This is a genomic window from Myxococcus sp. AM009 (assembly GCF_013372605.1).
GTDB classification, from domain to species: Bacteria; Myxococcota; Myxococcia; order Myxococcales; family Myxococcaceae; genus Myxococcus; species Myxococcus vastator.
Genome location: NZ_JABXEP010000152.1, coordinates 1 through 19,401 on the forward strand (window position 1 = coordinate 1; position 19,401 = coordinate 19,401).

The 19,401-nt window shown below is 71.0% G+C and carries 17 protein-coding genes and 1 pseudogene; 7 read left to right on the forward strand and 11 right to left on the reverse strand.

What is annotated here, in order from left to right; all coding sequences use genetic code 11:
- From HV824_RS28690 to HV824_RS28700, 3 genes and pseudogenes are all read left to right on the forward strand, one after another.
- Positions 1–236 (forward strand): annotated as a pseudogene (locus HV824_RS28690) (recombinase RecA); the annotation flags it as partial.
- Between the two features lie 8 nt (positions 237–244).
- Positions 245–1,756 carry a DNA polymerase Y family protein gene (locus HV824_RS28695; protein WP_176424698.1) on the forward strand — a complete coding sequence of 504 codons (1,512 nt, stop codon included), beginning with the start codon at positions 245–247 and terminating at the stop codon, positions 1,754–1,756.
- Between the two features lie 52 nt (positions 1,757–1,808).
- Complete coding sequence (locus HV824_RS28700; protein ID WP_255208417.1) at positions 1,809–2,339, forward strand: hypothetical protein; 531 nt, start codon at positions 1,809–1,811, stop codon at positions 2,337–2,339.
- Positions 2,340–2,358: 19 nt separating this feature from the next.
- On the opposite strand, the gene HV824_RS28705 is transcribed toward HV824_RS28700, so the two are convergent.
- Positions 2,359–2,889, reverse strand: coding sequence for an FHA domain-containing protein (locus HV824_RS28705; RefSeq protein WP_176417094.1), 531 nt, complete (start codon positions 2,887–2,889; stop codon positions 2,359–2,361).
- A 100-nt stretch (positions 2,890–2,989) separates the two neighbouring features.
- Here HV824_RS28705 and HV824_RS28710 point away from each other — a divergent pair, with 100 nt between their 5' ends.
- Positions 2,990–3,964, forward strand: coding sequence for an NAD-dependent epimerase/dehydratase family protein (locus HV824_RS28710; RefSeq protein WP_176424700.1), 975 nt, complete (start codon positions 2,990–2,992; stop codon positions 3,962–3,964).
- A 66-nt stretch (positions 3,965–4,030) separates the two neighbouring features.
- On the opposite strand, the gene HV824_RS28715 is transcribed toward HV824_RS28710, so the two are convergent.
- From HV824_RS28715 to HV824_RS28740, 6 genes are all read right to left on the reverse strand, one after another.
- Positions 4,031–5,092 carry a M12 family metallopeptidase gene (locus tag HV824_RS28715; RefSeq protein WP_255208418.1) on the reverse strand — a complete coding sequence of 354 codons (1,062 nt, stop codon included), beginning with the start codon at positions 5,090–5,092 and terminating at the stop codon, positions 4,031–4,033.
- 8 nt (positions 5,093–5,100) lie between these two features.
- Positions 5,101–5,439, reverse strand: coding sequence for a hypothetical protein (locus HV824_RS28720; RefSeq protein ID WP_176417091.1), 339 nt, complete (start codon positions 5,437–5,439; stop codon positions 5,101–5,103).
- A gap of 82 nt (positions 5,440–5,521) precedes the next feature.
- Entirely contained in the window at positions 5,522–7,024 is a 1,503-nt protein-coding gene (locus HV824_RS28725; RefSeq protein ID WP_176417090.1) for an ATP-binding cassette domain-containing protein, read from the reverse strand.
- Between the two features lie 239 nt (positions 7,025–7,263).
- Complete coding sequence (locus HV824_RS28730) at positions 7,264–7,494, reverse strand: hypothetical protein (protein WP_255208419.1); 231 nt, start codon at positions 7,492–7,494, stop codon at positions 7,264–7,266.
- On the reverse strand, positions 7,436–8,512 hold the full coding sequence (locus HV824_RS28735) for an SPFH domain-containing protein (RefSeq protein ID WP_255208420.1): 1,077 nt from the start codon (positions 8,510–8,512) through the stop codon (positions 7,436–7,438). The genes HV824_RS28730 and HV824_RS28735 overlap by 59 nt, the downstream gene beginning before the upstream one ends.
- Before the next feature lie 5 nt (positions 8,513–8,517).
- A complete protein-coding gene (locus tag HV824_RS28740; protein ID WP_176417087.1) occupies positions 8,518–9,000 on the reverse strand; it encodes an NfeD family protein in 483 nt (160 codons plus the stop codon).
- A gap of 204 nt (positions 9,001–9,204) precedes the next feature.
- Here HV824_RS28740 and HV824_RS28745 point away from each other — a divergent pair, with 204 nt between their 5' ends.
- Positions 9,205–12,249 carry an error-prone DNA polymerase gene (locus HV824_RS28745; protein ID WP_176424702.1) on the forward strand — a complete coding sequence of 1,015 codons (3,045 nt, stop codon included), beginning with the start codon at positions 9,205–9,207 and terminating at the stop codon, positions 12,247–12,249.
- A complete protein-coding gene (locus tag HV824_RS28750; RefSeq protein WP_176417085.1) occupies positions 12,246–13,010 on the forward strand; it encodes a DUF4336 domain-containing protein in 765 nt (254 codons plus the stop codon). The genes HV824_RS28745 and HV824_RS28750 overlap by 4 nt, the downstream gene beginning before the upstream one ends.
- 37 nt (positions 13,011–13,047) lie before the next feature.
- Here HV824_RS28750 and HV824_RS28755 read toward each other — a convergent pair whose 3' ends face one another.
- The 3 genes from HV824_RS28755 to HV824_RS28765 all read right to left on the reverse strand — a co-directional run bounded on the left by HV824_RS28755 (position 13,048) and on the right by HV824_RS28765 (position 16,815).
- Positions 13,048–14,097 (reverse strand): GNAT family N-acetyltransferase, encoded by a 1,050-nt coding sequence (locus HV824_RS28755; RefSeq protein ID WP_176417084.1) that lies wholly within the window; start codon positions 14,095–14,097, stop codon positions 13,048–13,050.
- Entirely contained in the window at positions 14,090–14,848 is a 759-nt protein-coding gene (locus HV824_RS28760; RefSeq protein ID WP_176417083.1) for a hypothetical protein, read from the reverse strand. Before HV824_RS28760 ends, HV824_RS28755 begins: the two co-directional genes overlap by 8 nt.
- Before the next feature lie 305 nt (positions 14,849–15,153).
- A complete protein-coding gene (locus HV824_RS28765) occupies positions 15,154–16,815 on the reverse strand; it encodes an acyl-CoA dehydrogenase family protein (protein ID WP_176424703.1) in 1,662 nt (553 codons plus the stop codon).
- Positions 16,816–16,990: 175 nt separating this feature from the next.
- Here HV824_RS28765 and HV824_RS28770 point away from each other — a divergent pair, with 175 nt between their 5' ends.
- Positions 16,991–18,754, forward strand: coding sequence for an ATPase (locus HV824_RS28770; RefSeq protein ID WP_176417081.1), 1,764 nt, complete (start codon positions 16,991–16,993; stop codon positions 18,752–18,754).
- 7 nt (positions 18,755–18,761) lie between these two features.
- Here the strand turns inward: HV824_RS28770 and HV824_RS28775 are convergent.
- Positions 18,762–19,401: WbqC family protein (locus HV824_RS28775; RefSeq protein WP_176424704.1), on the reverse strand; the 640-nt coding region annotated here is incomplete at its 5' end.

Here is a 19,401-nt window from a genome sequence, read left to right on the forward strand (position 1 = left end):
GGTACAGCGCGCGGGCGGAGCTGCCGTGGCGCGCGCTGTACCCGGCGCTGGGGCTGGAGGGGGGAGGCCGGTTGCTGGACGTGGCCGAGGACGCGGAGGACGACACGCCGGACTTCCTGCGAGGGCAGTCCGGAGCGCTGCGCAACGGGCTGGGCATCCTGGGCCAGCGCCCCGGCCGTGACGCGCCCATGCCGCCCCTGCGGCAGGGGCTGGACGCGGCCCTTCCGGCGCGCTGAGGCACGGCATGCGCAGGGCCTATCTGCACCTCACCCGCTTCCCGGTGCAGCGCCGGGTGGTGGAGTCCCCGGAGCTGGCGGGCCGTCCCTTCGCGCTGGTGGAGGCGGTGCGTGGCCAGCGCCGCGTGGCCTTCGCCTCCACCTCGGCGCTGAAGGTGGGGGTGCGCCCGGGGATGACGCTGACGGCGGCCACGGCGCTGGAGCCGGGGCTGCGGCACTTCGACTACCGCCCGGAGGACGAGCTGAGCGCGCTGACGGCGCTGGGGGAGGCGCTGCTGCCACTGGCCCCAGGCTTCCAGCTTTGCGCGCCGGACGGATTGTGGCTGGACGCGGGGGCCGCGCACCTGTGCGACGGCGAGGAGGGCCTGGGCGCGCGGATGCTGTCGCTGTGCGCGGAGCTGGGCTACCGGGCGCACGTGGTGGTGGCCTCGGAGGCCTTCACCGCGCGCGCGGTGGCTCGGCATGGCGCGCGCCGGGTGGAGGTGGTGGCTCCGGGGGGCAGCGCCCGGGCCCTGGCGCCGCTGCCGCTGTCCGCGCTGGAAGGCCGCGAGGGGGCGGCGTTCTCCGCGCTGGGCCTCACCACGCTGGGGGAGGTGGCGGCGCTGCCCGCGGGGGCCGTGGCGGCCCGGGGCGGCGCGGCGGGCGCACGACTCCACGCGCGGTGCCGCGGGGAGGACGACACGCCCTTCGTCCCCGCGGCGCTGGAAGCGGTGCTGGAGGAGCGCGTGGTGCTGGACTTCCCGGCCGAGTCCTTCGAGCCGCTGCGCTTCGCGCTCAAGACGCTGACGGACCGGTTGGGCGCGCGGCTGTCCGGGCGGTGCCGGGCGGCGGTGCGGCTCACCTTCACGCTGAAGCTGGACCCCTCGGGGCAACGGCAGGTGACGCTGACGCTGGCGCGGCCCACGGCGCGGGCGAAGCTGCTGCATGAGCTGGCGCGGCACCGGCTGGAGGAGCTGCGGCTGGAGAACCCGGTGGCGGAGGTGTCCGCGCGGGTGGACGAGCACTCCGAGGACGGAGGGCAGCAGCTCGCGCTGGGGGACGCGCCGGAGGGCGACGCGGCGCTGGAGGTGGTGCTGTCGCGGCTGGCGTCCACGCTGGGGGAGGCGTCGCTCTTCGCGGCGGGCCTGGCGTCGGTCCACCGGCCCGAGGCGGCCCATGGGGCACGGGCCTTCCGGCCGCCGGAGGCGCGGCGGGGCCTGTCCGCGGAGCTGCTGGAGCCAGGGGCCCGGCGCGGCCCGGCGCCGGCGGCCTCACGGGAGCGGCCCTCCCGGTTGCTGGCGGAGCCGGCGTGCCTGGACGCGGAGGTGGCGGAGTCCGGGCGCTTGCTGGCCGCGCGCATGGGGGGCCGGCGGCACCGGGTGACGGCGCTCACGGGGCCGGAGCGGCTGGGCGGGGAGTGGTGGTCCCAGACGCCCTTCCAGCGGGACTACTACCGGGTCCACTTCGAGGGGCTGGGCCCCGCCTGGGTGTTCCGCGACGGACGGGATGGACGCTTCTACCTCCAGGGACTGTTCGACTGAGGCCCGGCGGCCCAGCATAGTGGCCCCGTACCCGTCTCCCAGGTTCCCCGTCATGCGCGTCCTCCGCCCCGCGGCCGTCCTGCTGTGCCTCCTGCTCGCTTCGTGCGCTCCGCGTCAGGTCCGCCCGCCAGGGGCCCTGCGCAAGGTGGTGGTGGTGGTGGGCTCCCGGGTGGACGCGCTGCCGACCTTCACGTACCGGCAGGACATGATGGGGGAAGGCAACCCCCGCTCGGTGCTCGTCAGCCAGGCCCAGGCCACGCTGGGCGAGCGCGGCTTCGAGGTGGTGGGGACGCGCATCTCCCAGTCGCCGTCACCCACCATCCACGAGGTGGTGGCGATGATCGACGATAACGACGCCGAGGCTGGAGTGGTGGTGGTGCTGAACTGGGTGGACGTGACATCCGCCCAGTTGATGGGCCGCGCGGAGGTGTTGCTGGAGACCGGCGTGGTGGGCCCCAACGGCAAGCTGCGGTGGAACAACTCCACGCGCACCATCTCCACGATTGGCATGTACCAGGCGCAGACGGACCTGCGCTCCTACCTGCGCAAGGCGGTGGTGGAGGCCATCCAAGCCATTCCGTGAGGCCCGGGCGCGGGGCGGCTCAGGGCGCGTTCTTCGGGACGGCCAGGCGCAGGTGTTCGTAGACGGTTTCGGCGCGCAGGTAGAGGAACTGGGCGTCGCCGAAGGCCAGGGTGTCCCCGTCGTGGAGCAGCACCTGGGCGCGGTAGCCCAGGGGGGCGCCGTTGATGAAGGTGCCGTTCATGGACTCGGCGTCACGCACGGAGAAGCCGCCGCGGGCGGCGTTCCAGCGCATCGTGGCGTGGTGCTGGGAGACGGACGGGTCGGGCACCACCAGGTCGCACTCCTCGGTGCGGCCGACCGTCAGCTCCTCGCCGTCCACGGAGGGCTGGAGGAAGTGGACCTCCAGGTTGTCGAAGTCGCGGAGCATGGCGAGCAGCCGCTCGTCCATGTGCGCGCGGTGTGCCATGCCGACGGTGCGCGCCGCCAGGCCCCGGTGGTGCTGGCGGATGAGTTCCACGGGCTGCTGGATGAGGGCCACGGGGCCGGACGCGGCCCGGAACGCGTCCAGCGAGGCACCGGCGAAGGGGCGGAGCTGATTCACGGACACCATGAGGGCCTCCACCCTACGTGCAAGTGGCGGGGACGGGAAGCGCCGCGTCCACGTCTTCCGCCGTGGCGTGTTGGGGGCAGGCGTGGGAGCGTGAAGGTGGATGCGGGTACTCGTCACGGGAGCTGCGGGCTTCATTGCCCACCACGTCAGCGCACGGCTGCTGGCGCGCGGTGATGACGTCATCGGCGCGGACAACCTGGACCCGTCCGGGGACGTGGCGTTGAAGCAGGCCCGGCTGGCGCGGCTCGGCGCGCTGCCAGGGGCGGCGGGCTTCACCTTCCGTCCCGTGGACGTCACCGACGGCCCCGCGCTGCGGGCGCTCTTCGAGCAGGCGCGCCCCGAGGCCGTGGTGCACCTGGCCGCGCGAGTGGGCGTGCGCGCGCCGGCGGGCACCGCGCAGGCGTACGTGGACGCCAACGTGTCGGGGTTCCTCCAGGTGCTGGAGCAGGCCAGCGCGGCCCGGGTGCGGCACCTGGTCTACGCGTCCTCCAGCGCCGTGTACGGCGCCGGCTCGGTGCCCCCGTTCCAGGAGGGCGCGGCGGCGGACCACCCGCTCAGCGTCTATGCGGCCACCAAGCGCGCCGATGAGCTGCTGGCGCACGCGTACAGCCATCTGCACGGGCTCCCAACCAGCGGCCTGCGCTTCTTCACGGTGTATGGCCCGTGGGGGCGCCCGGACATGGCGCCCCTGCGCTTCCTCCGGGCCCTGCGCGACGGCGCCGAGCTGGCACTGCATGACGAGGGCCGGATGCAGCGCGACTTCACGTACGTGGAGGACGTGGCGGAGGCCGTGGTGCGCGTGCTGGACCGGCCGCCCCAGGGGGCACCGGCCTGTCGCGTCCTCAACGTGGGCCGGGGCGAGCCCGTCTCCGTGCGGGCCTTCCTGTCCATCCTGGAGCGGCGGCTGGGCGTCCGGGCGCGGGTGAGGTCCACGCCCGCGCAGCCGGGGGAGATGGACGCGACCTGGGCGGACGCCTCCGCGCTGGAGCGAGAGACGGGCTTCCGTCCGCGCGTCTCCGTGGAGGTGGGGCTGGCCCGGCTGGTGGCGTGGTTCCAGGCACGGCCAGGCACCTGACGGGCCCGAAGCGCGGCGGCCTCGCCGCGCCCCAGACCTCCGCCACGGGTGACTCGCGCGGGCGGCTCACAGCAGGGACGCGCGCGCGGCCACCGGGCTGGCAATCTGCTTCGCGTAGTCCGCCGGGGTGAGCACCTTCACCGTCCCCGAGTACGTGTACGTCCGGCCCAGGAAGTCGGAGTGGCTGAACTGCAGCGGGTACGTCCCCGCGCCCAGCCACGTGGAGAGGCTGCTGGACGAACTGTACGTGACGGCCGACAGCCTCCAGGAGAACGCGGAGGCGGCGAAGGACAGGTTGGCGCCGCGGGCGCCCCAGGCCGAGGTGAGGTTGAGCGCCTCGGTGGTCCGGATGACCGTCCTGCCCACGAACTCCGCGACGCGGACCGGCTCGGGGTAGAGGATGTGCAGCCCCAGCGCGTCCCAGGTGGAGGGCCCCGCGTGGCCGTAGTTGCCGTGGATGCCGCAGGACAGGAACTGGTAGTGCATCACCGAGTCCCTGTCGTAGGGCGTCAGGAAGCCGCTGCTCGCGCCGCCGCCATACCCGGAGGCGCCGCAGGTGGCGCCGCTCACATCGTTGCGCTCGTGCTCGTGCCGCAGGCCCAGCGCGTGCCCGAACTCGTGCAGCGTGTGGTCCTTCCAGGGCACGCCGAACGCATCGGCGTCGTCACCGAGCTTCAGGTTGTGCCGGCAGCCGCGGTTGGCGCCCAGGTCGGAGGGCGCGTTGGACCAGCTCCCACCGCCATTGTTCTTGCCGTTGTAGTGGCCGTTGGCGTCCAGGAACATCGGGCAGCCGTTGTCGGGGACCTGGCCCGCGAAGGGGGAGTTGGTCCCTGGGATGACGACGCGGATGTCGCCGCCATGCCAGTGGTTGCCGTTGGACAGGACGATGGGGGAGGGGCAGGTGCCCAGGATGTTGAAGCGGATGTTGGCCACGCGCTCGAAGTCGCGGATGGAGTCAATCACCTGCTGCACGCGCGCGGGACGCGAGGTGAGGGCGTCCCCCACGAAGCAGACGCTGGGCGTGCTGCTCCGGACGCCGTGGCCCCAGTAGAGTGATGCGTGGACAGGGCCTGCTCCCAGCGTGGCGGCCAGGAGGAAGAGCCCCGTCCAGAGGCTCCGGAGGTTCATGGCGCGCATCACTGCATCGCCGTCCAGTTGATGAGGCGGCAGTCGCTGGAGAGACACCCGACGGACGTGCCCGCGGTGCTGGACGGGTTGTAGTCCACGGCCAGCGTCCGGCCGCTGGCGAGCGCCGTGGTGAGCAGGGTGAGCGTCCGGTTCATGAACGCGGTGTCGGACGAGGCGAGCGCGAAGAACCAGATGCCGCCGGCGACAGAGGCGGCGCACTTCACGTGGATGCGGTTGGAGAACACCGCCACGTTGGTCGGGACACAGGAGGCGCTGTCCGCGAGCGCGGGCGTGGCGGTGAGGCTCATTCCAAGGGCGAGGGCGGGAATCAGGCGGGCGGCGTTCATCGAGGGTGTTCTCCGGAAAAGAGCGCGGAATCGCGCCGGCTTTCGGCAGGAGAACGGCCCCTCGATGAATCCTTCGCCGGGCCTACCCGGACGTCACCGTCACCTGGCCATGCTCCACGCGCCACACCTCGGAGGTGCAGGCCTGGGCGAAGGACGTGTCATGCGTGACGAGCAGCAGCGCGCCGGGGTACTCCCGCAGCGCCGCCTCCAGCCGTTCGATGGACGGCAGGTCCAGGTGGTTGGTGGGCTCGTCCAGCACCAGGGCCCAGGCGTGTTGTCCCAGGCCCCGGGCGATGAGGAGCTTGCGCACCTCGCCGGGGGAGGGCTGCTCGGAGGCGAGCAGCCGCTCCGGGTCCACGCCGAGCGCCGCGACGAGTGACAGCACGCGTCCGCGTTCCTCGGGAGGCAGCGCGCGCACCGCGTCCAGCGTGGCCCGGGCCTCATCCGCGCTGACGTCCTGGGGCAGGGAGAGCACGCGCTCCAGCGGAATGCGCGCGTTCTCCAGCAGCGCGCGCACCAGGGTGCTCTTGCCGGCGCCGTTGGGCCCTTCGATGCGCACGCGGGCCTCGCGGCTCACGGAGAGCTTCAAGGGGCCCAGCAGCTCCACGTCACCGGCGCGGAGGCCGGGCACGTCCAGCGTGAAGAGCCACGGATTCGGCGCGCGCACGTAGTCCATGAAGACGGAGCGGCCCAACGTCTTGTCCGCGGTGAACTCGCCCACGGCCTCGCTGACGCGCTCCAACTCGCGCCGTGCGACGCCCACGCGCCGTCCGGCCCCCGCCTCCGCCCAGCCGGCAACGACCTTGGCGCCCATGGAGCGGGCGTCGTTGTCGTTCTTGTTCTTCAGGCGCTTGCGGGTGTGCCGCGCGGCGTCCGCGGACTGCTGTTCGCGCCGGGCCTGGTCCAGCAGGTGCGCCGCGCGGCGTTGCTCGGCGCGGGCCTGCTGGTGGGTGGCGATTTCAGTCTCGCGCTCCGCCTCCCAGTGCGCCCGCGCGGCGGTATAGGCGCCGGGCCACAGCCGAACGCTCCCGTGGTGGACGCGCAGCGTGGAGGTGGTGAGGGACTCCAGCAGATCGCGGTCATGGGACACCACGAGGCCCAGACCCCGGAAGCGGCGCAGCGCGGAGACCAGCCACGTGCGGGCCTCCGCGTCCAGGTGGTTGGTGGGCTCGTCCAGGAGCAGCAGGTGGGGCTCGGCGGCCAGGGCGGCGCCCACCTGCCACCGCTTGCGCTCGCCCGGGGACAGCGTGGGCCAGCGCTCCAGCGCGGTGACGTCCAGGCCCAGCTGGCCGTGCAGTCGCCGCGCGACGGCGTCCCACGACTCCGCGAAGGCGGAGATGTCGGGCGTCAGCGCCTCCACCTCCTGACGGCAGAGGCGCAGGGTGGGCGCGGAGGGCTCGAACTGGAGGTGTCCCTCCGTGGGGGTCAGCGTTCCCGCCAGCAGCCGGAGCAGGGTGGACTTGCCGGCGCCATTGGCGCCCACGAGCCCCGTCCAGCCAGGGGACAGGTGGAAGTCGACATCGGAGAGGACGGGAACAGCGTCGGAAAAGGCGAACGAAACGCGGTGCGCGCGTACGGAAGGCATGAAGGAAGCTCCTGAAGCCAGGGCGCAAGCCAGCCTGAAGGCGGCTCAGCGCGGGAACGTCAACGGACCTGGGGGTTCAGCGAAGCGTCCTCAAGGGTGCGTCAGACCTCTCGTTGGGAGGGGGCGTCAATCCCTCCTGGGATGGCTGCAATCTATGTCCAGCCGCGCGCCGGAATGCAACCCTTGCCTTCATGGGGGGCAGGGCGCGCTACTCCGGCAGCGCGTCTGACTGTTTCGCATCAACCTGCCGCGGGCGCCGCGAAGTTCCCCATCCGGCGGGAGAGCCGCCACGCGCCGATGGACGCCAGCAGGGCGCCCAGCATGGCGAGCAGCAGGGCGAGCGCCACGTTGTGCAGCGCCTCATAGGTGCCGACGAAGAGGACGCGCGGGCCCTGGTCCCACAGCGGGCCGCTATAGGCGTGCAGGAGGGAGAGGATGCCGGTGGCGAAGCCGAGCGTGCCGGCAATCAAGGTGCAGAGTCCCAGTGACAGCATCAGCGGCACGTAGCGCGGCGCGGGCCGGCGCCGGGGCGGGCCTGGTGGCCTCCCCCGTCTGGGTGAAGACCTCCTTGAGCGCGGCGACGGCGCCCAGCGTGGCGGTGGCCTCGTAGGGGACGAACATCTTGTTGTCGCCCTTGCCCAGCTCCTGGAGGGTCTCCATGTAGCGCAGCGCGAGCACCTCGGGCGTGGCGCGGCCGGTGTGGATGGCCTCGAAGACGAGCCGGGTGGCCTCGGCCTTGCCTTCGGCCTGCAGCATGGTGGCGCGCTTGTGGCCTTCGGCGCGGGCAACCTCGGCGTCGCGTTCGGCCTCGGCGCGGAGGATGCGGGAGATCTTCTCGCCCTCGGCCTGGAGGATGGCGGCGGACTTGTCGCCTTCGGCCTTGGTGACCTCGGCGCGGCGCTCACGCTCGGCGGTCATCTGCTTGGCCATGGCGGCCTTGATGGCCTGGGGCGGCTCGATTTCGCGCAGCTCCACGCGCGTCACCTTGACGCCCCACTTCTCGGTGGCCTCGTCCAGCACGATGCGCAGCTTGGTGTTGACCGTCTCGCGGCTGGTGAGCGTCTGGTCCAGCGTCAGCCCGCCCATGATGTTGCGCAGGTTCGTCATCGTGAGCTGCTCGATGGCGAGCGCGAGATTCTCTATCTGATAGAGCGCCTTCGCGGGCTCGACGATCTGGTAGTAGATGACCGAGCCGACCTCCATGTTGACGTTGTCGTGGGTGATGACCTGGACGGTGTCGAAGCCCATGACCTGCTCGCGCAGATCCACGAGGTTGCTGCGCATGACGCGGTTGCCCGTGCGCATCTCGATGGCGCGGGGCGCGTCCACCAGGGGGATGAGGAAGTTGAGGCCGCTGTTGGCCGTCTTGTAGAACTTGCCCAGCCGCTCCACGACCATGACCTTGGCCTGCGGAACGATGCGGATGCCGGTGGCGGCGATGCCCACCAGGATGACCGCGAAGATGCCGAAAATCGTCACGACTTCCATCCCACCTACTCCTTCCTCGGAGCCTCCGAGGGAACCGGCAATGACGCCGTCGGTCGGCGCACCCAGAGTTTGAGACCTTCCACCTGCTCCACGGTGACGCGTTCGCCTTCGGGCACCGGGCCCGACAGGGAGCGCGCCGTCCACAGCTCGCCATTGATGCGCACCGTGCCCCCGAGCGGGTCGCCCAGGGACTCCACCACCACGGCCTCCTGGCCAAGCATGGCCTCGATACCTGTCTTCAAATGCGTGGCGTCACGCATGAAAACGTTCTTGAAGAGGGTGCGGGAGGCCGCGAACAGGGCGACGGAGACGGCGGTGAACAGGTAGAGCTGGCCGTTGAGCCCCAGGCCCAGGGCCGCCCCGACAGAGGTGGCCAGCGCCCCCACGGCGAGCCAGAGGACCATGAAGCTGGTGAGCTGGAGCTCCAGCGCTCCCAGAAGGAGCGCCGCGATCAGCCAGAGCTGCCACGCGGTGGGAGTGAGGTCCATGGTGAAAGATGTTTGTCAGTCGGGTTGGCGTCCTGTCAAACGGTCGCGAGGGCTTCAGTAAGCGCCGCGCCGCGCTCTCGAAAGTGGACGACCGCGGCGCTCAAGCGCGCGGAGCAGCGCGGGGCGCAACCCATGAAGTCGCTTGCCCGCACCGCGAAGATCCAATCTAGCGCCTGAACGCCTGTTCGGTATCTAGATCCGGGCGTGGACTACGCCGAGCTGGTCTGCCGCTCCAACTTCTCGTTCCTTCGCGGGGCCTCGCACCCGGAAGAGCTGGTGGCCACCGCCGCGAGGCTCGGGCTGCGTGCGCTCGCGCTGACGGACGCGGATGGCCTGTACGGCGTGGTGAAGGCGCACCTGGCGGCGAAGGAGCACGGGGTGCGGCTCATCCTGGGCGCCGAGCTGACGCTGGAGGACGGCCCCCCGGTGGTGGTGTACGCGGCGGATGGGACGGGGTACTCCAACCTGTGCGCCCTGGTGTCCCAGAGTCGGATGACCCACCCCAAGGGCGAGGCCGGGCTGCCGTGGCGCGCGGTGGCGGACCGGTCCGCGGGGCTGCTCGCGCTCCTGCCCGCGCCCGCGCCCTTCGAGCAGGTCGCCTCGCTGGCGGAGGCCTTCCCGGAGCGCTTCCATGTCGGCATCTGTCGGACGCTGTCCGCGGGGGACGCGGAGCGCGAGACCCGGGCGGAGCGGCTGGCGCTGGAGCTCGGCGTGCCGCTGGTCGCGCACAACGACGTGCACACGCATCACCGCCGGCGGCAGGCCTTGCAGGACGTGCTGGTGTCCATCCGCCACGGGACGTCGGTGGACCAGGCGGGGACGCGGCTGCTGCCCAACGCGGAGCGGACGCTGAAGTCCCCACGGGACATGGCGCGCCTGTTCGCGGACCGGCCAGAGGCCCTGGCGCGCGCGGCGGAGCTGGCCTCGCGCTGCCACGCCTCATTGGATGACTTGCACTACCGCTTCCCGGAGGAGGGTCTGCCCGAGGGTCGCACCGCGGACGCACACCTGCGCGTGCTGACCGACGAAGGACTGCGGTTCCGCTATCCGGAAGGTGTGCCCCCGGCGGTGGTGAAGCAGATTGAACATGAGCTGAAGCTCATCGCCGCGTTGGACTTCGCCGGCTACTTCCTGGCGCTGTGGGACATCGTCCGCTTCGCCAGGGCCCAGGGGATTCTCTGCCAGGGGCGGGGGAGCGCGGCGAACTCGGCGGTCTGCTACGCGCTGCAGATCACCGCCATCGACCCGGTGCGGATGGGCCTGTTGTTCGAGCGCTTCCTGAGCATGGAGCGCAAGGAGCCGCCAGACATCGACGTGGACTTCGAGCACGAGCGCCGCGAGGAGGTCCTCCAGTACGTCTACGAGAAGCACGGGCGCCGGCACGCGGGCATGGTGTGCGAGGTCATCTGCTACCGGGGCCGGCTGGCGCTGCGTGAGGCGGGCAAGGCGCTGGGGCTGTCGTTGGACCAGGTGGACCGGCTGTCGAAGGTGTCCGCGTCGAACGGCTTCGACGTGACGCCGGACGTGCTGCGCGAGGCGGGCCTGTCCGCGGAGGACGGCCGGGTCCAGAAGACGCTGGCGCTGGCCATGGAGCTGGAGGGCTTTCCCCGGCACCTGTCCATCCACGTGGGCGGCTTCGTGATGACACGCGAGCCGCTGACGGAGCTGGTGCCGGTGGAGAACGCGGCGATGCCGGGCCGCACCGTCATCCAGTGGGAGAAGGACGACATCAACGCGGTGGGGCTGCTGAAGGTGGACCTGCTGGCGCTGGGCATGCTGACGGCGCTGTCGAAGTGCTTCGCGCTGATTCGCGAGCACCACGGGAGGGAGCTGTCCCTGGCGACGGTGCCGGCCGAGGACCCGAAGGTCTACGACATGCTGTGCGAGGCGGACACGGTGGGTGTGTTCCAGATTGAGAGCCGGGCGCAGATGAACATGCTGCCCAGGCTGCGGCCGAGGACGTTCTACGACCTGGTGGTGGAGATCGCGCTCATCCGCCCGGGGCCCATCGTCGGTAACATGGTGCATCCCTTCCTGCGCCGGCGCCACGGCCAGGAGCAGGTGGCGTACCCGAGCGAGGCGGTGAAGGAGATTCTCGGCAAGACGCTGGGGGTGCCGCTCTTCCAGGAGCAGGCGATGAAGCTGGCCATGGTGGCGGCGGGCTTCACCGCGGGCGAGGCGGACGGACTGCGGCGGGTGCTGAGCCACAAGCGCGCTGAATCCATGCTGCTGCAATACCGGGGGCGCTTCGTGGAGGGCTGCGTGTCGCGGGGGTACACGCGCAAGCAGGCCGAGGAGTGGTTCGACAACTTCCGGGGCTTCGCGCACTACGGCTTCCCGGAGAGTCATTCAGCGAGCTTCGCGTTGATTGCGTATGCGTCCAGCTGGCTGAAGTGCCACTACCCGGCGGCCTTCACGGCGGCGCTGCTCAACTCGCAGCCCATGGGCTTCTATGCGCCGCACACGTTGGTGGCGGACGCGCAGCGGCATGGCGTGGTGGTGCGGCCGGTGGACGTGTGGCACTCGAGCTGGGACTGCACGCTGGAGGAGGGCGGGGCCGCGCTGCGATTGGGCCTGCGGATGGTGAAGGGCCTGGGCGAGCCCGCGGGGCGGCGCGTGGCGACGGCGAGGCGCGAGGGCTTCCGCGACGTGGGCGACCTGGCGCGGTGGTCGCGGGCGCCTCGGCACGAGCTGACACGGTTGGCCCTGGCGGGCGCCCTGTCGTCGCTGTGCGGCTCCCGGCGTCAGGCGTTGTGGGAGCTCCAGGCGCTGGGGCCGCTGGACTCGGATGACCTGTTCTTCGGCATGGCCATGGACGGCACAGCGGTGGAGCTGCCGTCCATGGACGTGCTGGAGCGGGTCGTCGCGGACTACGACACGGTGGGGCTGTCGCTGGAGAAGCACCCGCTGGAGCTGCTGCGCCCGGTGCTGAAGCAGCAAGGCGCGGTGACGGCGGAGGGGCTGAAGAAGGTGGCCCACGGGCGGAGGGTGGCGGTGGGGGGCATGCTCATCTGCCGCCAGCGTCCACCCACGGCCAAGGGCATCTGCTTCATCTCCCTGGAGGACGAGACGGGCATCGCGAACCTGGTGGTGCCTCCGGACGTGTACGAGCGGTGTCGGAAGGACATCCATGGCGCGCTCTTCCTGGTGGGAGAAGGCGTCCTGGAGCGCTCCGGCAAGGTGACGAACGTGAAGTCCTTCCGCGTGGCGTCATTGCATGGACAGCGGGGTACGCTGCCTGGGCGATGACCGCCGAGCTCGAATGGAATGATGGGGTGCGCCCCTACACGCCGCTCTCCACCCTCAAGCCCGTGGCTGACGGCGTCTGGTGGGTGGACGGGCCGGTGGCGAGGATGCGCGTGGGCCCCATCTCCCTGCCGTTCCCGACGCGCATGGTCATCGTCCGCCTGGGGTCGGGCGGCTTGTGGCTCTGGTCGCCCACGGCGCCGACGCCCGGGTTGTTCGAGCAGGTCGATGCGCTCGGCCCGGTGGAGCACCTCGTCTCTCCGAACCGGTTCCACTACGCGGGCATCTCGGCCTGGAAGGCACGCCATCCGCGCGCGACGGCCTGGGCGTCTCCGGGGGTTCGCGAGCGGGCGCGCTCCCAGAAGCTGGACGTCCCGTTCGATGCCGACCTCGGCGACGCCGCGCCCGCGGCCTGGGCCACGGAGCTGGGCCAGCTCATCTTCCGGGGCAGCCGCTTCGTGGAAGAGGTGGTGTTCTTCCACGGTGCGTCCTCGACCTTGATTGTCGCGGACCTGGTCATGGCGCTGGAGCCCGAGCGTCTCCGGCCCCGCCTGCGATGGCTGCTGACGCTCGGCGGAGCGATGTGGCCGGGACAGACGCCACGCGAGGTGCGGGTGGCGACCTGGGGACGGACGGCGCGGGCGCGCGCCTGCTACCAGCGGATGATGGCATGGCAGCCTCGCCGGGTGCTCCTCGCGCACGGCCGCTGTCACCTCGATGAGGGCGTGGCCCCGCTCGAGCGCGCCTTCTCCTGGCTGCGCTGAGGCACGGGCGTGGCGAGTCCTGGACGCGCGCGCCGCGTCAGCGCAGGTGCATGAACACCCGGGGGGAGGCGGGCAGCTCCACGTCGGGGGTGGTGAGCAGGCAGGTGACCCGGGAGCCCCCGGGGAATGGCAACCACCTGGAGCGCAGCATCAGGTGCGCGGGCGTACACGGGCTGCGCAGCATCGCGGCGCAGTCGACATCCTGGGTCACCATGTCCTGCATGGCGACCCACAGCAGCCGCCGTTGCTCCGAAAAGGGCAGTCCGTCCTGGAAGGCGAGCAGGTCCACCAGTCCCGTCGTCAGGAGGCCTCGGGCCGTCATCTGCAACGTGTAGTAGTTGACCAGGCCTTGGATGACGCCGCCCCGCTCCAGGACGAAGGTGCGTGGGACGTCGCGGAACTGGAGCTGGTGGGCCAGACGCTCTGACGTGTAGGCATAGCCCAGGTTCACCGGCCGCATCATCTTCTGGACCAGGGCCATGCATTGCGACAGGTCCCGGGGTTGGTAGGCCCGGATGCCGTCGGTGCGCGCCGCCAGGAAGCCCCGGTGGTGGAGCGGACGCGTGAAGGTGAGGAACGCGCGCTCGGCGACGCTCAGCGACCAGCGGACCGCCTTCTCCGTGTTGAAGACGTGCAGCCACATGCCCAGGCCGTTGAGGTAGCGCGTATGGCTCCGCCGGCCCCAGAAGCCCTGGCCCAGGGTGCCGTTGGCCACGCAGCCCAGGGTGATGGCCGCGCCACGCTCGCGGTGACGTGCCCGCATGGTGTCCGACAGCTTGATGCCAATCCCCTGGCCCCGGTTTTCTGGCGCCACGCTGACCCAGCTCCCGTAGGTGCCATCCACCTGCCGCTGACCGAGCTGGATTTTCGCCGGCTCCGCCAGGAAGGCCCCCACCAGCTTGCCCTTCGAATACGCCCCCAGCAGGTAGTCCCGGTCCGCCAGGGGATTGCTGAAGAGCAGCCAGTCGAAGAAACGCTCGTCCCAGACCGTCAATCCCATCTTCGCGCCGTAGGTGCGCTGCCAGACGCTGTTGATGAACCGGGACGCTTCCTTCGCGTCGCCCTCGAAGGTGCGGACCTCAACCATGACGGGCCTCGGGCGCGGAGATGGGCACCGGCGCCGAGGTAGGAATGGGGACGACGGTCATGGGCTCCGCGGTGGAGGCGGACGGGTGCTGGCCGAAGAGGTGCGTGTACAGCGCGCGCGTGGTGGGGATGAGGGCATTCCAGTCGGGGAGCTGGATTTTCTCCGGGCCGACGAGCACCTTCGCGTAGATGGCCTCATAGACGCGCTTCACCGTGTTGGGCGCGATGGCGTCCACGTCGAACGCGGGCACCAGGCCCACCAGCTTGAAGCCGCGGAGCTCGGCGTTGCGCTGCGCCCGGGCCATCTTCAGGGTGGAGTAGTACAGGATGACCTCCGCGCCGATGCCGCGCCCCACCTGCTCCAGCAGGGCGATGCCGAACTGCCCCAGGCCCAGGCCTCGCTGCGAGGGCTCGACGGCCCCCATCGCGGCGGACAATTGCAGGCCGCGAACGTTCTTCTCCAGCGTCAGCAGCCCGATGATTTCCTGGGTGGCCTCGTCCCTTCCCAGAATCGCATACACCGGCTGATCCGGAGACTCACCCTGGAGACAGACATGCTGATCATAGAAAGAGTGCTCCAGGTGCCGGCTCTCCGTGCCGACCCGGATGTCCGGATACCACTTCCCCAGGAGCGTCGTGACCTGATCGATGGAGTCCCGCGAGAGCTGCTCGAGGCTGCAGCCCTCTGGCGGTCTGAGCCCCCCCAGCATCTCGTCCAAACGGCGCCATTGCATCTTGTGCATGGTGAGCATGATTCAAGGTTGTGGACGCGCCGCGCAGCTGCTTTCTTCTGTCTTTTCTTGAGTATGTCTTTGGCCGATCATGTCCTCTCTTGAAGCGTGACGCGTTACACAGGCGCCACGTTTGGGAGTGGGCAGACGATATGCGGGCTCGGCGTGAGGGGAGGGGGGGACGTCCGTGAGCCGACGTCCGCGCGCCCTCAAGGGCGCCCTCCCCGGAGGGAGGGGCCGGGCGGCCCCGGGTCAGGAATTGAATGTGAGTGATTGGGATTTTTTTAGTGTGTCGTGTCGCTTGGGGCGGATGCCAGGCGCGGCCCTCAGGCCAACAGCCGGACATCCTCCAGGCTCGCGGCCGGTTGGATGAGGTCCACGCCGTGCGCGGCGAAGCGCCGTGCCGCCGCCTTGCTCCGGGGGCCGTGGCCATGCTCCAGGCACCACTGCGCATGGGCGCAGAGCAAGGCCAGCTCCAGCGTCCGTCCCAGCGTCAGCGAGAAGCGCCGGGCGCCCGCCTCCAGGGTGGCGGGGTCCTCCATGGCGCCAGCCACCCAGGCCCGCGCGTGCTCCAGCGCGCCGTGGGCCGCGTCGACACAGGGCCGCAGGCCCGCGTCCCGGGCCTGGCCCAGATGGCCCTCCACCTCGTGGAAGAGCGCCTCCAAGGCGCCTTCCTTCGCCAGGGCGCGCAGGGCGTCCAAGGAGAGGACGTTCGTGGTGCCCTCCCAGATGGACAGCACCTGGGCGTCGGCCTGCAGCCGCGGAATGCCCGTGTCCTCCACGTAGCCCGCGCCGCCGAAGGACTCCGTGACCTCGGAGGTGACGTGCACCACCTGCCGGCCGGTGGTCAGCTTCGCCAGGGGGGTCACCAGCCGCTGCAGGAGCAGCTCCTGCTCGGTGGCCACCTTCGCCTCCATGCGGCCCAGCAGCTCCACGGCGCGGAAGGCCAGCAGGAACCCCGCCTGGAACTCCGCCTCCAACCCCGCCAGGGTGTCCATGTGCAGCGGCTTGTCCGCCAGCGTCGCGCCGAACTGCACCCGGCGCTGCGCATAGTCCCGGGCCAGGGCCAGCGCCCGGCGCATGCTCCAGGCGGAGCCCACCGCGTTCCAGGTGCGTGTCACATTCAGCATCCACGCCATGTTCCGGATGCCGTCCGTGAGCCCCGCCACGGGAATGGCCAGCGTGCCATCCAACGTCAGCTCCGCCGTGGGCACCTTGCGCGTCCCCAGTTTGTCTTTGAGCCGGTTGATGTGGATGCCATTGAGCCTTCCGGCCGCGTCGCGTGTCTCCACGTAGAACAGGGCCAGGCCCTTTCCTCCGGGGCCATTGCCTTCCGGGCGCGCCAGGGTGAGCGCCATCTGCGCCGTCGTCGCGGAGGTGAACCACTTCGTCCCGGACAGCCGCCAGCCCTCCGGGGACTGCCGGGCCGCCGTCTGCGTGAGCCCCACGTCCGAGCCGCCGGTGCGCTCCGTCATCCACTGGCCGGACGTCCACGCCGTGGCCGGATCCCGGGACGTCAGGCGGGGCAGGGCGCGGTCGATGAGCGCCGCGTTGCCCAGCGTGAGCAGTGAACGCGCCGCGCCGTCCGTCATCGCCAGCGGGCACGAGTACACGTCCAGCGACGCCTGCACGAGGTAGTTGAGGACGAACTGGTGGACGCGGCTGAGCTCGGCGTTCTTCTGCTCGTAGGCCGTGGCCACCAGGCCGCGCCGCGCGGCCAGGGCCTCGGCTTCCTTCCACAGCGGTGACACCTCGATGTGGTCGACGCGGTGGCCCCACGCATCCCACTGGGTCAGCGCCGGCTCGTTCAGCCGGTCGCGGAGCTGGAAGCGGTAGAAGTAATCCCCGCCCAGCTCTCCCAGCTCGCGGAACTCCTCCGTCAACCCGCGCCGCAAGTCTTGGGGCAAGGTGCGCGCCAGGTAGCTCTGGAGCAGCGCATCGTCGTCGTACTGGTTGCCCAGCCTCGGCGGTTCCTGGAAGAAGCTCATGCGCCAAGGCTAGCACCCACGCTCCGCGGACCTGGCTGGCGCGACGCCGTTGTCGGGGAGGCGGCGGACAGGAAGACTTGGGTTCAGTGCTTTTCTGCTTGTTCCGCAACTCCGTTTCGTTGAACCCGGACCGATGCGGTAGGCTCCGGCGCGAACACCCTGGAGCGAGCACCGCATGTCCCTGTTCAGGCGACCGCCATCCCCGGAGTCGGGCTCGTCGAGCGACGAGTCCAGCCGCAGCGTCACCCCCGTGGAGACGGCCGTGGTGCCGCCCACGGTGCCCACGCCGGTGCTGTCGGGGCCGCCTCGCCCGCGCGTCGGCGCCACGGGGGCGACCGCCGCGCTCCCGCCGCGCCCCCCGGGCGCCGCCACCGGCTCACGCCCCGCGCTGCCGCCGGAGCCGGCCGAGCCCGACTTCCCCACCGAGCGCCGCGCCGTGTCCTCGCCGCCGGACCGCCGGGCGCCTCCACAGGGCCCGGCCACGCTGCCGTCCGTCATCGTCGCCCCGCCGGAGCGCCGTGGGCCTGGGCCTTCCCAGTACTCGGGCCCGGACCGGCGTGGCAGCGCCGCCAGCCCGCCGCAGTACAACGGCCCCGAGCGCCGGACGCGGCGGCCGGGAGAGGAGGGCGGCGCCGGCCAGGGCGACCGCTACTGGCCCGCCCAGCCCCGCACCCTGCTGGAGACGGGCCTCAACACCACCTTCGTGGAGGAGCTGGTCCTCAAGGCGCTCTTCTTCGCTGGTGAGATGCGCGGCATGGACATCGCCGCGCGCCTCCAACTGCCCACCGCGCTGGTGGACGACGTCATCGAGGGCCTGCGCCGCCAGAAGTACATCGACATCCGCGGCGGTGGCGGCTCGGGCGTGGGCAAGTCGACGATGATCTACCAGCTCACCACGTTCGTGACGGACGTGCTGCGGCAGGTGCTCGACCGCAACCGCTACAACGGCCCCGCGCCGGTGCCCTACCTGGAGTGGGCGGCCGCCGTGAAGAAGCAGACCGTGCGCGGCAACCGCATCACCCGCGCGCGCATGCAGGACAAGTTCGGCGACCTCATCATCAAGGACTACATCTTCGACGGCATCGGTCCGGCGATGAACTCCGGCCGCGCCATCTTCTTCTACGGGCCCCCGGGCAACGGCAAGACGGCCATCTGCCAGGGCATGGTGAACTGCTTCGGCGGGGACATCTTCATCCCCCACGCCATCCTCATTGACGACTTCGTGGTGCGCATCTTCGACGCCAACCTCCACAAGGTGGTGGAGGACGAGCCCGGCACGCCGTCGTATGACCGGCGCTGGGTGCGCTGCCGGCGCCCGCTCGTCGTCGTGGGCGGTGAGCTGACGCTGGAGATGCTGGACCTCGTGTACTCGCCGGAGGTGAAGTACTACGAGGCGCCGTTCCAGATGAAGGCGAGCAACGGCATGCTCCTCATCGACGACTTCGGCCGGCAGAAGGTGTCCCCCAAGGACCTGCTCAACCGGTGGATCGTCCCGCTGGAGAGCGACATCGACATGCTCACCCTGCACACCGGCAAGAAGCTGCAGGTGCCCTTCGACGTGTTCGCGGCCTTCTCCACCAACCTGGACCCCAGCGACCTCGTGGATGACGCCTTCCTGCGCCGCGTCCGCTACAAGCTGGAGGTGCAGCGCCCGGACGAGCAGCAGTTCCACGACATCTTCCAGGTGATGTGCCGCAAGCGGGGCGTGCCCTACAACGCGGCGGCGGTGGACTACCTCATCGACGCGCACTACCGCCCGGTGGGCCGCCCGTTCGCCGCCTGCCAGCCGCGTGACTTGCTGGACCAGGTCATCGACATGGCGCACTACCAAGGCGTGGAGCCGCGCCTGACGACCGAGCTCCTGGACTCCGCCGTGCGTGGCTACTTCGTGCGCTTCGACAAGGACAAGCCGGCGGGCACGTCGGCCTCCGCGGGCTGAGTCACCGTCATCCGCCCGGGGGCCGGGGCGCGAACGGTCCCCAGGGCGAGGGCTCCAGCCACTGGCGCACCTCATCCACCGGCACGTTGGCCAGCACGTCCACCAGCGACATGCCGTGGACGAAGCGGCCCGGCCGGCCCTGCGCGTATTCGGGGTGGCGGAAGCGCTGCCAGAGCACGCGCACGTCCACGTCCCGGAACCGGCCCACCTGGAGGTACAGCGACGAGCCCAACCCCGAGTAGTACGTGTGCGCGCCCAGCTGCCGGCAGTACGCCACCAGCCGGGCTGACTTGTCCTCGCCCTGCTTGTCCAGCGTGGAGGCCAGGACGAGGTTCGGCGTCAGGCCCAGCGGCTCGTTGAAGAGGGCCATGCTCGCCAGCAGCACCCGCAGCAGCGAACCGGGGCCCGACTCGCGCGCCGCCGCGTCATAGAAGGGCTCCAGCCGGGGCAACACCTGTGAAGCGAAGCAGGGCCGCTTCGCGTACAGCGACACCAGCGTGCGCAGGTGCTCGCGGGCCCAGGGCTGACGGGCATCCACCGCCAGGTCCTTGATGAGGGTGTCCCGGTGCGGGTCCTCCAAGGGGATGGACAGCCACTGGAACCCGGGCTCCGTGGGCGGGGGCAGGGGGACGTTGTGGGGCAGGGCC

Coding starts and splice junctions, on each gene's coding strand:
- HV824_RS28750 (WP_176417085.1), top strand. CDS start 12,246: ATGACCGCCGAGCTCGAATGGAATGATGGGGTGCGCCCCTACACGCCG.
- HV824_RS28700 (WP_255208417.1), top strand. CDS start 1,809: ATGCGCGTCCTCCGCCCCGCGGCCGTCCTGCTGTGCCTCCTGCTCGCT.
- HV824_RS28725 (WP_176417090.1), bottom strand. CDS start 7,024: ATGCCTTCCGTACGCGCGCACCGCGTTTCGTTCGCCTTTTCCGACGCT.
- HV824_RS28695 (WP_176424698.1), top strand. CDS start 245: ATGCGCAGGGCCTATCTGCACCTCACCCGCTTCCCGGTGCAGCGCCGG.
- HV824_RS28765 (WP_176424703.1), bottom strand. CDS start 16,815: ATGAGCTTCTTCCAGGAACCGCCGAGGCTGGGCAACCAGTACGACGAC.
- HV824_RS28705 (WP_176417094.1), bottom strand. CDS start 2,889: ATGGTGTCCGTGAATCAGCTCCGCCCCTTCGCCGGTGCCTCGCTGGAC.
- HV824_RS28770 (WP_176417081.1), top strand. CDS start 16,991: ATGTCCCTGTTCAGGCGACCGCCATCCCCGGAGTCGGGCTCGTCGAGC.
- HV824_RS28735 (WP_255208420.1), bottom strand. CDS start 8,512: ATGGAAGTCGTGACGATTTTCGGCATCTTCGCGGTCATCCTGGTGGGC.
- HV824_RS28755 (WP_176417084.1), bottom strand. CDS start 14,097: ATGGTTGAGGTCCGCACCTTCGAGGGCGACGCGAAGGAAGCGTCCCGG.
- HV824_RS28715 (WP_255208418.1), bottom strand. CDS start 5,092: ATGAACCTCCGGAGCCTCTGGACGGGGCTCTTCCTCCTGGCCGCCACG.
- HV824_RS28720 (WP_176417091.1), bottom strand. CDS start 5,439: ATGAACGCCGCCCGCCTGATTCCCGCCCTCGCCCTTGGAATGAGCCTC.
- HV824_RS28710 (WP_176424700.1), top strand. CDS start 2,990: ATGCGGGTACTCGTCACGGGAGCTGCGGGCTTCATTGCCCACCACGTC.
- HV824_RS28740 (WP_176417087.1), bottom strand. CDS start 9,000: ATGGACCTCACTCCCACCGCGTGGCAGCTCTGGCTGATCGCGGCGCTC.
- HV824_RS28760 (WP_176417083.1), bottom strand. CDS start 14,848: ATGCTCACCATGCACAAGATGCAATGGCGCCGTTTGGACGAGATGCTG.